Annotated in this window: 12 protein-coding genes; 2 read left to right on the top strand and 10 right to left on the bottom strand. The window is 45.0% G+C overall.

All coding sequences use genetic code 11. The annotated features are described in order from the left end of the window. Window positions 1-185: 185 nt before the first annotated feature. Together J6I68_RS13325 and J6I68_RS13330 are read left to right on the top strand one after the other, a co-directional pair. Window positions 186-2,204 carry a methyl-accepting chemotaxis protein gene (locus J6I68_RS13325; protein ID WP_292221034.1) on the top strand — a complete coding sequence of 673 codons (2,019 nt, stop codon included), beginning with the start codon at window positions 186-188 and terminating at the stop codon, window positions 2,202-2,204. A gap of 13 nt (window positions 2,205-2,217) precedes the next feature. Next, window positions 2,218-3,219 carry a substrate-binding domain-containing protein gene (locus J6I68_RS13330; RefSeq protein WP_292221036.1) on the top strand — a complete coding sequence of 334 codons (1,002 nt, stop codon included), beginning with the start codon at window positions 2,218-2,220 and terminating at the stop codon, window positions 3,217-3,219. A gap of 125 nt (window positions 3,220-3,344) precedes the next feature. On the opposite strand, the gene mnmA is transcribed toward J6I68_RS13330, so the two are convergent. From mnmA to J6I68_RS13380, 10 genes are all read right to left on the bottom strand, one after another. Continuing rightward, window positions 3,345-4,430, bottom strand: a complete 1,086-nt coding sequence (gene mnmA, locus J6I68_RS13335; RefSeq protein ID WP_292221037.1) for a tRNA 2-thiouridine(34) synthase MnmA — start codon at window positions 4,428-4,430, stop codon at window positions 3,345-3,347. Next, window positions 4,427-5,023: a metallophosphoesterase family protein gene (locus tag J6I68_RS13340; protein ID WP_292221039.1), complete on the bottom strand. Its 597-nt coding sequence runs from the start codon at window positions 5,021-5,023 to the stop codon at window positions 4,427-4,429. Before J6I68_RS13340 ends, mnmA begins: the two co-directional genes overlap by 4 nt. Next, window positions 5,020-5,514, bottom strand: a complete 495-nt coding sequence (rnhA, locus tag J6I68_RS13345) for a ribonuclease HI (RefSeq protein ID WP_292221041.1) — start codon at window positions 5,512-5,514, stop codon at window positions 5,020-5,022. Before rnhA ends, J6I68_RS13340 begins: the two co-directional genes overlap by 4 nt. A gap of 10 nt (window positions 5,515-5,524) precedes the next feature. Next, window positions 5,525-7,207, bottom strand: a complete 1,683-nt coding sequence (locus J6I68_RS13350; protein ID WP_292221043.1) for a MutS-related protein — start codon at window positions 7,205-7,207, stop codon at window positions 5,525-5,527. A 2-nt stretch (window positions 7,208-7,209) separates the two neighbouring features. Beyond that, window positions 7,210-8,511 (bottom strand): amidohydrolase, encoded by a 1,302-nt coding sequence (locus J6I68_RS13355; protein ID WP_292221044.1) that lies wholly within the window; start codon window positions 8,509-8,511, stop codon window positions 7,210-7,212. Between the two features lie 2 nt (window positions 8,512-8,513). After that, the gene (locus J6I68_RS13360; RefSeq protein WP_292221045.1) at window positions 8,514-9,338 is read right to left on the bottom strand and encodes a purine-nucleoside phosphorylase; all 825 of its coding nucleotides are present in this window, start codon (window positions 9,336-9,338) and stop codon (window positions 8,514-8,516) included. A 56-nt stretch (window positions 9,339-9,394) separates the two neighbouring features. Further along, window positions 9,395-11,293, bottom strand: a complete 1,899-nt coding sequence (locus tag J6I68_RS13365) for a serine hydrolase domain-containing protein (protein WP_292221046.1) — start codon at window positions 11,291-11,293, stop codon at window positions 9,395-9,397. Window positions 11,294-11,313: 20 nt separating this feature from the next. Beyond that, window positions 11,314-13,212 (bottom strand): heavy metal translocating P-type ATPase, encoded by a 1,899-nt coding sequence (locus J6I68_RS13370; protein WP_292221047.1) that lies wholly within the window; start codon window positions 13,210-13,212, stop codon window positions 11,314-11,316. Window positions 13,213-13,240: 28 nt separating this feature from the next. Further along, on the bottom strand, window positions 13,241-13,459 hold the full coding sequence (locus tag J6I68_RS13375; RefSeq protein WP_292221049.1) for a cation transporter: 219 nt from the start codon (window positions 13,457-13,459) through the stop codon (window positions 13,241-13,243). A 40-nt stretch (window positions 13,460-13,499) separates the two neighbouring features. After that, on the bottom strand, window positions 13,500-13,757 hold a 258-nt coding region (locus J6I68_RS13380; RefSeq protein ID WP_292221051.1), incomplete at its 5' end, for an ArsR/SmtB family transcription factor.

Consider the following 13,757-nt stretch of genomic DNA (forward strand, 5'->3'; position numbering starts at 1 on the left):
ATATCGCACCTCCTAGTTATGTATTATAATACATAACTAGGCAAAATGCAATAGAAAAATGTCAAGAACAAGCGATTTTACAAGGATTTCTGGCACTTCATAGTGCCGATCCTAGTGACGAGTCACGGGAATGCAGGTTGTATAAATATTCTTAATAATTTCACACAAATACAGGAGACAATAATATGAGCAAAATTGAGGAAACACCATCTGTAAGAACTTCAGCTAAAAAGAAGAACAAAAAGATCAGTACCAAGCTCCTTATGTACATCCTCCCTGTCGTTGTCATCACAGTGCTGGCCCTTGTTAACATTGCCGCATCTGTATCCAAGAACAGAATGACAGAGATGGCTACAGAAACCCTGGAGTCTTCTATCTCCAACCAGGCTGACAACATCGAAGCCTGGCTGTCTGACAATCTTACATATTTCCAGACCGTAAAACATGTTATCGAGAGCATGAATCCAAGCGAAGAAAAGCTTATTCCTGTTCTTGACTCTTTCTATGGTTACAATTCAAACTCTCCTAAGGGCTTTTATATCGGAACAACTGATGGAAAGCTCTATAAAGCCACCGAGTCTGATATGTCAGATTCATACGTAACAGACAGCACATGGTTCAAGCAGGGTATCAGCCGAATTGCCATGGCATACGGAACATCCTACACCAACGAACAGGGCGAGACCGTTATAAGTGCCACTGGTATATTAAATGACGGCTCTGATGTCATCAAGATAATCGGCGCTGATGTTACCTTAAATAAGATAACAATCATCGTAAACTCCGGCGTTAAGATGGACGGCGCAAGTTCATTCCTTGTTGATACCAACGACAACAAGATCCTTGCTCACAGAGACATGAACCTGGTGGGTTCTGCTCTCTCTGAGAGTAGTTCCGATGCGCTCCTTGCAGGAGCTGCCAAGTCAATAAATGACAGCGATCTTTCCAGCAAAGAGATTGGCGATTACATGGTTGCATTCTCTGAGATTTCTGGAACAGACTGGGTTTTAGTATCATATATCCCGACAGACATCATTCTTAAATCTGTAGCTCAGATGGGAACATTACTTGCAATAGTTGGTGCAATAGCAATTGCTCTCATTGTTGTCCTCATTCTCTTTGTTGTTAAAAAAGTTATTGCCCCTCTTGGAAATATTTCAAATAACATCACCTCAATGTCAGAGGGAGACTTCACCATCAACGTTGACTCTTCAAGCAACGACGAGATTGGTGTCATGGGCAGCAAGGTTTCAGAATTTGTAGCTTCAATGAGAAACATGCTCTCAAGTATCAGCCAGGAATCTGACAAGCTTCAGGAAGAATCAGATAACTCCGACAGAGTTTCAAAGACCATGTATGAAGCTTCACAGTCTCAGGCTGAAGCTATGAAACAGCTAAATGATACAGTTGACCAGCTGGCAACAGCAGTAAACGACATTGCATCAAATGCTACTACCCTGGCTCAGGTTGTTGCTGACACAAGAGAAAACAGCGACAAGGCCAACGAGAGCATGAAAGAAACAGTTGATATCTCACAGCAGGGTCGTCAGGATATGGAGAAGCTCTCCGAGGCCATGGACGGTATCTCTGCAGCCAACGAAAGACTTGTTGAATCCATCAACAAAGTTGGCGCTGCTTCAGAAGAGATCACAAATATCGTTGGCATGATCGGTGAGATTGCAGAAGAAACCAATCTTCTTTCCCTCAACGCTTCCATCGAGGCCGCAAGAGCAGGTGAAGCTGGTAAGGGCTTTGCAGTTGTTGCTACACAGATTGCCAAGCTTGCTCAGACTTCAGCTGAGAGTGCTCAGAATATTTCAAGCCTCATTGATGAAGTCAGAAAGCTTATCGGCGAAGCTGTTGGACAGGCACATGAAAGTGCTGACAGCATAAAAGAGAATTCAGAGCTCATAAATGTAGCAGTTGGAACCTTTGATCAGATCTATAACAACATTCAGGAATCCAATGGTCTTATTGAGGCTATGATCGATGATATCCAGAAGGTTGACGATGTAGCAACCAACGTTGCAGCTATTTCTGAGGAGCAGGCAGCAAGTGCTGACGAGATCCTTGCAACCAGTGAGAACATGGTTGAAATGGCAAACAATATCACGAAGAGCAGTCAGGATGTGGCAGACAACTCTCACGAGCTTGCAGAAACTTCGCAGACTCTTACATCCTATGTTCAGAAGTTTAAGATTTGAGGAGGAATCAGCAATGCGCATAGACAAATATATTAAAAGAATTCTTTCAAGTGTTCTTACTGGTGTAATGATAGCCCTTTTAGTAACTGGATGCGGAAGTTCTTCTTCCGGCGGCGGAAGTTCAGATGGTTCAGGAGTAAAAGTATATTTTTCAACTTTAACCCTTGATAATTTTAAAGGACTTTTAATGGATTCTATAATAGAGGCAGGTCAAAAAGCTGGCATAACTGTAGACTATGACGAGCCTTGCGCCACTGTTGATGAACAGGTTGCCCAGATCCGCGACGCCGCAGCAAAAGGATATGATGTTATCATATGTAACCCTGTAAATATCGATACCACACTTCAGCTTGAAGTTACTGCAGGAGACATTCCCATACTGTTCACCAACTCAGAACCTGAAGCAGCATATCTAAAACCTGACAAGTACATGTATGTAGGAAGTTATGAGATTGACGCCGGAACAATGCAGGCAGAATATGTATGGAACAAACTTGGTAAACCCAGTAGCCTTAACATAGTTCTTTTCCAGGGCGAGCCCACTCACCCCGCAGCAGCAAAAAGAACCAAGGCAGTAAAGCAATACTTTAAAAAAGCTGGTGTAACAGCCAACTTCGTGTTTAATGACACCGCATACTGGGACACCCAGAAAGCTGCAGATGAATTCAAACTCTTTTTAAAGACAGGACAGCCTTATGACTGCGTTATATGCAACAACGACTCCATGGCAGTAGGTGTTGTCCAGGCCATGAAGGAACTTGGCATTGATACCTCTTCCATACCGGTTGTAGGAATCGACGCTACAGAAGAAGGTTGTCAGTCTATCCTTTCTGACGGAATGCAGTTTACAGTTTATCAGTCCGCTAAGGGGCAGGGCGCTGCCTGTGTAGATGCTGCCATCGCTCTTGCGAAAAAAGGTACCACAAAGGATGTTCAGTATGTAACTGATGATCTTCGCTACGTATGGGTTCCATTCGAACCAGTAGATAAATCTAATGCAGGGTCAATAAACTAAGAGAAAAACAAAACAAGACACGGGGACGGTGCTGACACGGGGACGGTTCTACTGTCAGGTTTTATCAAAATAAAACCTGACAGTAGAACCGTCCCCGTGTCAGCAAATCGTCCCCGTGTCTTTTTTCAGTTTTCGATTATTCCGCCGCCCAGGACCACATCACCGTCATAGAAGACCGCTGACTGGCCTGGAGTTATGGCACGCTGGGGTTCATCGAAGGTGACTAAAACATGGTCATCATCAATGACCTTCACAGTTGCCGGCTGTTCTTTGTGTCTGTACCTGATCTTGGCTGAGCACCTGAACTCGCCAGCAGGCTTATCTCCTGTTATCCAGTGGAATTCCCGCACTTTAACATCTTTCTCGTAAAGGTCCTTATCGTCAGCCAAAATGACCTTATTGCCAGGTACATCAAGTTTTTTGACGTAGAGTCTTCTGTCTGCAGGGATTCCAAGACCTCTTCTCTGACCGATGGTGTAGTTGATGATGCCATCGTGCTGTCCAAGTACATTTCCTTCAAGGTCAACAAAATCCCCTGCAGGGTACTCTTTACCGCGGTACCTTTTTATCATTCCTGCATAGTCTCCGTCCGGGACGAAGCATATGTCCTGGCTCTCTTTTTTGTGGGAGGTTACAAAGCCGTTTTTATCGGCAATTTCCCTGACCTCAGGCTTGGTCAGATCTCCAAGTGGGAAATAGGTATGATGGAGCTGTTCTTCTGATAAGTTATAAAGAACGTAGCTCTGGTCCTTACTAAGATCCCTGGCCTTTAAGAGATAAAAATGCCCGTCCTGCCTCTCCTCTATCCTTGCGTAGTGGCCGGTTACTATATTGTCGTATCCCAGCTCTTTTGCCTTCTCATAGAGAATGTCAAATTTAAGATACTTGTTACAGCCAATGCAGGGGTTTGGTGTTTCTCCCCTTTCGTAGCTGCACACAAAGGGCTCAATTACCTTGTCCTTAAACTCAAATTCATAGTGATAGATATTGTAAGGAATTCCGATCCTGTCACAGACTGCTCTGGCATCCTGCGTATCATTAAGGCTGCAGCAGGTGCCAAAAAGGTCCTCTCCTATCATGTCATTTTCATACAGGCGCATGGTGCATCCCATGCAGTCAAAGCCCCTTTCAGTCATCAAAGCGGCGGCCACTGAACTGTCAACGCCGCCGCTCATAGCTATCAGAGCTCTTTTTGTCTTTTCATTGTTCATAGACTTATCCATTCTGATAAAGATAGTGGTTCATAGTCAGATCTTTTGCAGAAGCAATTGATCATGTTACAGGGGATCACAGCTGTATGCTCCCCGTGAATAGGTGTGTAGGGTGTTTCCTTTATCCGCTTTATAAACTGCTGCATAAGGACTTCATCCCTGGTTTCATGGACGTGGCCATAGAGCATGTAGGTCTTTGGTTCACCGCTTTTTTTTAGCCTGTACTGTCCGTTGTAAAAAGGTATCGGATAGTGGCAAAGGACAACCTTCCTCTGGGAGTCCGTTATCTCCCTGTAGCTATCCACCCACTCAAACCTTCTGCCATCAAAATCCGCCGCATCAAGGTACTTGTCGTGATTGCCACGAATAAGACAGATTTTGCCCTTAAGGGCATCCAAAATTTCCATTGTCTCCCTGCTTTTTCCAAGGGACAGATCTCCTATGACAATGACAGTGTCAGTATTTGTGACCTTGTCATTCCATTTTTTTACCATGTATTCGTTCATCTCTTCCACAGAGGAAAAGCCCCTCTTGTCCATCTTTTCATTGAGGGCTCCGTGGAAAAAATGACAGTCCGCAATATAATATATCATTCCTCAAAAAGTCCTGTTCCGTCGTCGTGAAGAAGAAACGCCGGATCCTGGTCTGCCGCAGTTGTTGCCAGCTCATCGCACCTTTCATTTTCAGGGTGCCCGTTGTGGCCCTTGACCCAGTTCCACCTAATCTTGTGGGGCTCTGCAGCCTTAATTAGTCTCTGCCACAGCTCCACGTTCTTGACTGGTTTCTTGCCGGCGGTCTTCCAGCCGTTCTTCATCCAGTTCTTGATCCAGCCCTCATTAAACCCTGAGAGCACGTACTTGGAATCAGTAAACACCTCCACTTCGCAGGGACGGTTTAAGGCCTCAAGTCCCTTTATGGCTCCCATAAGCTCCATCCTGTTGTTGGTGGTCTTATCGTAGCCTGCGCTTATTTCTTTTTCATGGACCTCTCCCTTTGCATCCACATAGCGAAGGAGAACGCCGTATCCTCCAGGTCCGTCCGGGTTTCCTCTGGCTGATCCATCTGAATATATACTAACCTTCATTCAAATCCTTTCAAAAAGCCGCTTCCCAGCTTCCATTTTCAAGGAAGCCATCTGCCATCTTCTGGGCATTGTCCACCAGTGTCTTTTCATAGCCAAGGACTCCCAGGAGCTTTATGGCATTTCTGGTGGTGGCAGGGCCACTCTTTATCATGTAATCAAATTTTACGTCATTATCCGTCACTTCACCTTCAAAGTGATAGATATCATAATCTTCTTTCAAAAGAGCTGTCAACTCAATGTCATGAGTTGCTGCAAAGCACTGAACCTTCTCCCTGGAAAGCTCCTTAAGTATCTGGGTTGAAGCTGCGATCCTCTCAACAGTGTTGGTGCCCCTAAGGACCTCATCTACAAAGCATAAAACCTGACATCCCTTTTCTGCCGCTGCATCAAGGATCCTCTTTATTGACTTGATCTCTACGATGTAGTAGCTGTCCCCTTCAAAAATATCGTCCTTGAGGGCCATTGAAGAATAGATCCTGTATAGCGGCGCTTTGTAGCCCTTTCCAAGAACAGTGTGGATGGACTGGGCAAAGATTGCATTTATGGCGCAGGTCTTAAGGAATGTTGACTTACCGGATGCGTTAGAACCTGTAATAAGTACGCCTCTTTCTGACACAATGTCGTTGGGCACTGCATTCTCAATAAGAGGGTGGAACAGCTCTTTTCCGTCAAAAGTATTGCCGCCAAATTCAGGGATCACATAAGAGCCCTCAAAAGATGCCCTAAAGTACGCAATTGAAATAGACGCCTCGATCCTTCCTGTGATCTCAAGGACTCTGTCCAGCTGATCTCTCTTTTCCATGATCTGCCTGTACATCTGATTAAACTTGATGATGTCTGCATGAGTAATCATCCTCAGGTAATCAAGAAGAATGTCCAGAGGATTGCCGGTTCCGCTCATCCTTGTGGGGGATAAAAGGATACTGGAAAAAGCCTTAAAGGACGCAAAATCTTTGGAAATCTCTTTTAGCTCTCTAACGTCCTCTTCTAAAACTTCATCAGAAATACTGCTGAAGCTATCGATGGATTTCACCACTCTCATGATGTATCCGTAGGTTGTAAGATAAGGATCAATATCACCCTTTATCCTAAAATACATAATGATCTGCGCCACCATTACAATCAGAAACGCTGCAAATCCTACAGTAAAGTTAAAAAAGCTGTAAACCACAGAAAGCACAAGGAGTACAAGCATTACATAATGAATGGTATTGCCGGCATTTCCAACGTTTTTGAGATGATCGATATAGTCATATATAGAAAACTTACTGATATTTCCAATGTCAGAAAATATCAGCTGCACTTTTAAACGAAGATCAGCATCTTTGTTAAAAAGAGATATCTTTTTCTCGATATCATCGAAATCATCTGTCTGCTTTGGAGTACGCAGCATGTAGTAAAGGTACTCCTCTCCTACAGCTGAAAGGCAGTAATCCATTCTGTCGTAGACGCTGTCCATATTAAGGTCATTCCAGGTGGTGTCGTCTATCTGGAAATCCTGCCTGTGGTTTTTATAAAAGCCACTGATATGTTCTCTGTCCTTGGCCTTATAGTTTCTCTGAGGCTCTTTTCCATATTCGTTATTGAGCTTTTTAATAAGCATCCTGCGGGCTACTGCTCTGTCACGGAGCCCCAGTAAGAACGCCGCCACTATAAATGCCAGGACAACCAAAAGTATTATGTATAATTCCATTGTCAGCTATATATCCTTTTACTGATTTCTTCCGCCTTTTTGTAGATTTCAGAAGGTTCTTCTCCAATGTTGAACTTGCCGTTTTCGTAGCGGATGATACCGCCGATCATGGTCATGAGGACGTTTTGCTTGCTTCCGCTATAGACAATGTTCTTCTGGATATTGTTGATAGGCTGCATATTAGGCTGGTAAAGGTCAAGCATGATGATATCTGCAAGCTTGCCCTCAGCAAGGACGTCACTATCCATAAGTCCCATGGCGTGAGCGCCGTTAACAGTTGCCATCTTAAGGACCTCTGTAGCTTCAACACTGCTTGCATCCATGTTTTTAAGCTTGGCAAGGCCTGTTACCAAAAACATCTCCCTGAACATATCAAGGCAGTTGTTGCTGGCAGGGCCGTCAGTTCCTATTGCTACAGGGATCCCCCACTCAAGATACTCTTTTATTGGGGCGATTCCGCTGGCAAGCTTGGTATTGGAGCCTGGGTTTGTCACAGCGAAAAGACCTCTGTCCTTCATGATCTGTCTGTCGTGCTCATTGGTCCATACAACGTGGTATCCGCCTCCGCCGTAGTCAAAAAGGCCAAGGCTGTCAAAGAACTGTATCGGAGACATACCATATCTCTCTACGCACTCCATAAGCTCAGACTCAGTCTCCTGAATATGAGCCCAAAAAGGTGCCTTGTATTTGTGAACCAGCTCAGCAACCTTCTCAAGAAGCTCTTTTGAGCAGGTGTACTCAGCATGAACACCAAGGATAAATGAGTTGTACTCATCTCTTCCGTTGAGGTCGTTGTAGTAATCCTCAAGAAGCTCTACTGACTGGCTGAAGTTGTTGACACAGCTGGTCTGAACACACCTAAATCCGCAGTCCCTGAAGGCATCTGCCACAGAGTAAGGTGTCAGATACATCTCAAAAGCCGCAGTCATACCACTTGTAAGATACTCCATGATCGAGATCTTACTTAGGTGATAGATATCTTCTGCTGTCATCTTGGCTTCCACTGGGAATATCTGGTTATTTAGCCAATCAGAAAGCGGCAGGTCATCAGCCTTACTCCTCATAAGAGTCATGGCCGAGTGGGTGTGGGCATTTTTAAAGCCGGGCATCAAAAGATTACCGCCGCAGTCTATCTCCCTGTCCCACTTAATGACAGTATCTGGATGATCCTGCCAGTATTTTACAGCTTCTTCATCTGTTCCTACAAAAAGTATCCTGCTTCCTGATACAAATATCTGCCCACGGAAAATGTCTTTTCCCTCTTCCATGGTAAGTATCCTTGCATTATAGAATCTTATATTCATGATCAAAACCTCTTGATTGATTCAGCTACAAGCTTGGTGAATAGTGGCGCTGCCTTATCTGCTGCCTCCTGAACTTCCTCGTGGCAAAGAGGCTGGTCTGAGATACCTGCTGCCAGATTGCTGATGCAGGATACTCCGCAGATCTTCATTCCGCAGTGGTTAGCTGCAATAGCTTCAACAACTGTGCTCATGCCAACTGCAGAAACTCCAAGCTTTCCAAGGAGTCTGATCTCTGCCGGTGACTCAAAGGAAGGGCCTGTAAGCTGGCAGTAAACGCCCTGCTGAAGTTTAATACCGTTCTCATCTGCAACCTTCCTGATAACCTCCTGAAGATCCTTGTCATAAACAGATGACATATCAGGGAATCTTGCTCCCATCTCGTCAAGATTTGGTCCGATAAGAGGGTTAGGTGCAAAGATTGAGATGTGATCTGTAATGAGCATAAGGTCTCCGGCATTGAAGCCCTCTCCAAGACCTCCTGCTGCGTTTGTAAGGAAAAGAACTTTTGCTCCAAGAAGGCTCATAAGTCTTGCTGGAAGCACAACATCGCTGATATCGTAGCCCTCGTAGAAGTGAACTCTTCCCTTCATGCATACGATCTTTTTATCTCCAAGGTATCCAAAGATAAACTTTCCTGCATGTCCGGGAACTGTTGAAACTGGAAATCCCGGGATATCGCTGTAGGATACTTCACACTCCACCTTGATATTATCTGCAAAAGCTCCAAGGCCTGATCCTAAAACCAGCGCAACCTCAGGTTCAAAATCTGTTACCTTTCTTACTGCATCTCTGCAAGCTATAAGTTTTTCATAAATTTTATTAGACATAAATCTACCTCTTTCCTGGTTCTTAATGATCAGCTTTTAGTATACCATAGTGAGGACTACTTTTCTTCCTCTATAGGCTCTATAAACTCGGGATTTATGAGCTGTCCGTAGATCACCGGCTGGACTGTATTTTTGACCGCGTGCTCCAGAGCTTCCTTCATTCCTCCCTTAAGGAGCTTGTTGATGATGGTTGACTCAATGCCACTGCTCTCAGCCCTTACATTTCTCATGGCGTTCATGAGCATGTCTGTTCCCGGCGTCTCAGAGAGTCTCACCTCGATCCTTCCGTCATCCTCAAAATAGATATTAAAGTTTCTAAGACAGGCCTCCTCAAGGAAGTATATGTCATTTCGAAGTACCAGCCTGTTGTACTCATCTCTCGTAACAGTTGAACGAAGAGAAACCTTGTAGTTTTCTCCATGCATGTTCAGGTCGCTGATATATCTTTTGTCCCCAAAGCCGCACCTTAGCTTGAAGATAACCTCCCCCTCGTAGACATCGATGTATAAATGCCTGTCCGCAGTGTACCGCAGCCCAATGCTCCTTATGCCGTCGGTGAAATTGTTGTGGACCACCTGCATCATTATGGGGAAAAGACCTACTCCCGGAGTTTCAATATCGTATTTATTGCCGGACATCCTCCTAAGAAAGGTGTTTATGAGCTGGTCCTCATTGCGACTTTCTGACAGGAGCCCATCAAATCTCTTTTTATAAAATGAGTGGTCTGTCCTTCTTGCGCTTCCCCTGGTCATGGAAACGCTCCTGTTTTCCCAACCTCCCCGGATTATGGCAGGGAACCTTGGGATACGAAGGCTCACTGACTTGCAGATGGCTTTAAGCTCTGACAGCGAGACCTCATCCTCTGGAAGAGGCTCATCAAACACTTCAATGTCGCTCTTCATGCGCTTTCTGATCAGCTGCGCCATGGAGCTTGTCTGGAAAACGTCCTTGTTACCTGCGTTGGTGACAACTACCATATCGATGTCTGGGTATACAAATACGTTCTGCCCCAGCATTCCGTTATAGGCAAAAGAGCCTTTCCTGTCGTTATTTATCCAGATCTGATAGCCGTAGTGCTTGTTGTCATCATCCAGAGTCTCTATCTGAAGAGCTGTGGACTCAACCACCCACTGCCTTGATACGATCTGCCTGCCTTCCCACTTGCCATTTTGAAGATAGAGCTGTCCCATCTTGGCCATGTCCTCAATCCTCATAAACAGGCCCCATCCGCCTTTTGTAATGCTCTGTGGGCAGCTCTCCCAGAATACTCTCTTTATTCCCATGGGATCAAATATCCTCTCCTTGCAGAAGTCAAAGAGGGTCTGGCCTGTGATCTCTGTCACAATGGCCGATAGCATATAGGAGTTCATGCTGTTATATTCAAATTTTGTTCCGGGATCGAATTTAAATGACGCTTCAAAAAAGCCCTTTCTCCAGTCATTGCCACTTATGGCACCAGCCTCGTTAAAGTCAACTCCACTGGACATATTAAGAAGGTTTCTGACTGTAACCTGCTTTTTTAAGCTGTTAAAAAGGCCCATTCTGGCCCCAAAGATATCCTGAAGGGTGTCAGTTAGTTTCAGCTTCCCCTCATCGATAAGAATGCCTATGGCCATAGCAGTGATGCTCTTACACATGGAGTAAGTCACATGCCACATGTCCATGTCAAAGGGTTCAAAAGAGCACTCGGCGATGACTTTGCCGTGTCGCAGTGCCATGAATCTGTGGATCCTTGACTCCTTATCCTCTAACAGGTCACGGATCAGCCTGGCAAAAAAAGCAGAGCTGACCCCCTGTGATTCGGGGGTAGCTCTTTCTAGTTTAGTTTCATCTGGAAATGCAAGGGCGCTAAAAGCCTTCTTTTGTGGAGTGTAATCCACCTTGCTGATCTCACCTGTCTGCCTTGCAACTATCTTCATGAGCAGTGAAACCAGATCAAGCTCTGTCCTTGGCATATATTGTCCTCCTGGCGATCTTACTTGTAATTCAGGGCTCGCATGGAGTTAAGGATCGCGATAACAGCAACACCAACGTCGCCAAATACCGCAAGCCACATGGTTGTAAGGCCAAGTGCACCAAGTACCAGGATTATCAGCTTAACAGCAAGGGCAAACACGATGTTCTCTTTTACTATACGAACTGTACCCCTGGCTATCCTGATAACAGATGAGATCTTCCTAAGGTCGTCATCCATGATAACGATGTCTGCTGCCTCGATGGCCGCATCACTGCCTAAAGATCCCATGGCAATTCCAACGTCTGCTCTCATAAGAACTGGTGCATCATTGATTCCGTCACCAACAAATGCAAGCCTCTTATTATTATCCTCTTCGCCAAGCATTTTTTCAACTGCGCTTACCTTGTCAGCGGGAAGAAGCTCTGCCTTAATATCGTTGATTCCAACCTGATCTGATACATGTCTTGCAATCTCTTCGTTATCGCCAGTAAGCATGACAGCTCTTTTAACGCCAAGGTCGTAAAGCCCTGAAATAGCTTCCTTAACACCGTCCTTGATCGTATCAGCGATAACGATGGCCCCTGCATAGACTCCGTCATAGGAAGCGTATATAACTGTTCCTGCACTCTCATCTACAAGGCCGATGGATGCTGGCACATCTATGAGCTTGTTATTTCCAAGAAGAAGCTCTTTTCCATTGTAAATAGTACTAATGCCGTTTCCAGCTATTTCCCTGGTCTGGGACTCTTCTATAAGGCTCGTGTCAGGAGCATTCCCGCCGTTCTTGTCCATGTAGCAGCTAACGATGGATCTTGCGATTGGATGGTTGGAGAAAGCCTCTCCTGCAGCGGCCATGGTAAGGAGTTCGTCCTCAGAAAAAGAGCTCTGACCTGACGGAATGATCTCTGAAACCTTGAACTCGCCCTTGGTAATGGTTCCTGTTTTGTCAAATACTACTGTATCTATGAGAGCTGCAGCCTCAAGGAAGTTACTGCCCTTAACAAGGACGCCTCTCTTGGAAGCCGAACCGATTCCTCCAAAAAATCCAAGGGGAACTGAGATAACAAGCGCACATGGGCAGGACACAATAAGGAAAATACAGGCCCTTCTGATGCTGTCAGAAAATGCTATCTGTCCAAGGATAGGAGGAATGATGGCAAGAAGTACCGCGCCTATAGTAACTACAGGAGTGTAGTACCTTGCAAACCTTGTAATGAAGTTCTCCATTCTGGACTTCTTGTTGCTGGCATTCTCCACAAGCTCAAGTATCTTGGCAACAGTAGAATCCTCATAGGCCTTACCTACCTTGATCTTAAGGATGCCTTCGCCGTTTACGCAGCCGCTTATAACATCATCGCCGGATACAACCCTCCTTGGTACGGACTCACCTGTAAGGGCTGCAGTGTCAACAAAGGACTCGCCCTCAAGAACCGTTCCATCTACAGGGATCTTCTCTCCTGCTCTTACAAGAATAGTATCTCCAACGCTAACTTCCTCTGGATCAACCTCACTTACCGAGCCGTCCTCTGAAACAAGATTGGCAAACTCAGGAGCAATGCTCATAAGGTCTGATATTGACTGCCTTGACTTAGCCACAGCTACGCTCTGGAAGAGCTCTCCCACCTGGTAAAAGAGCATTACCGCCAGGGCCTCTGAATACTCCCCTATCCCAAAAGCTCCAAAGGTTGCGATCATCATAAGGAAGTTCTCATCAAACACCTGTCCGTGACTGATATTGATAACAGCCTTTTTGATGACGTCATATCCGATTATTGCGTAAGGGATCAGGAAAATGATCAGCTTAAGGTACCATGGCACCGGGTCAAGGATGCCTGTCTTATCAAGTATCATAAGTACTGCAAACATGATCAGTACTATGATTATTCTGTTTCTTACTTTCTTTTGTTTCTTGGTCATATTAATGCCTCGTCAAGCTGTTATAAAATCATGCTTTCTCGATTGAGCAATCAGGCTCAACCTTCTTGCAGGCCTTTACTGCCTCATCAAATACCTTGTCAAAAATGTCCTCTTCAGCCTCAAGTGTAAACTTCTGAGTCATGAAATTAACTCTTGCACTTACAACTCCCTCTATCTTCTTAACAGCGTCTTCCATCTTAGCTGCACAGTTTGCGCAATCAACCTCACACTTAAATGTCTTCTTCATAACTTCCACCTTTCTGCCACCTAAAGTAGCACTCATATTTTTATTCTTCGATATGGTTAATACCCTGATCGATAATGGTACGCACATGGTCATCTGCCAGGAAATACACTATCTGCTTGCCCTCTCGTCTGTTTCCAACGAGCTTGCTCTGTTTTAATATCTTAAGCTGATGAGAAATCGCTGACTGGGTCATATTGAGCTTATCTGCAATATCACCAACGTTCATCTCTTCATCAAAGAGCTCGAACAGTATCCGGATCCTTGTAGAATCGCCAAACACCTTAAACAGTTCAGCCAG

This window comes from Butyrivibrio sp. (assembly GCF_017940685.1).
In the GTDB taxonomy this organism is placed as follows: domain Bacteria; phylum Bacillota; class Clostridia; order Lachnospirales; family Lachnospiraceae; genus Butyrivibrio.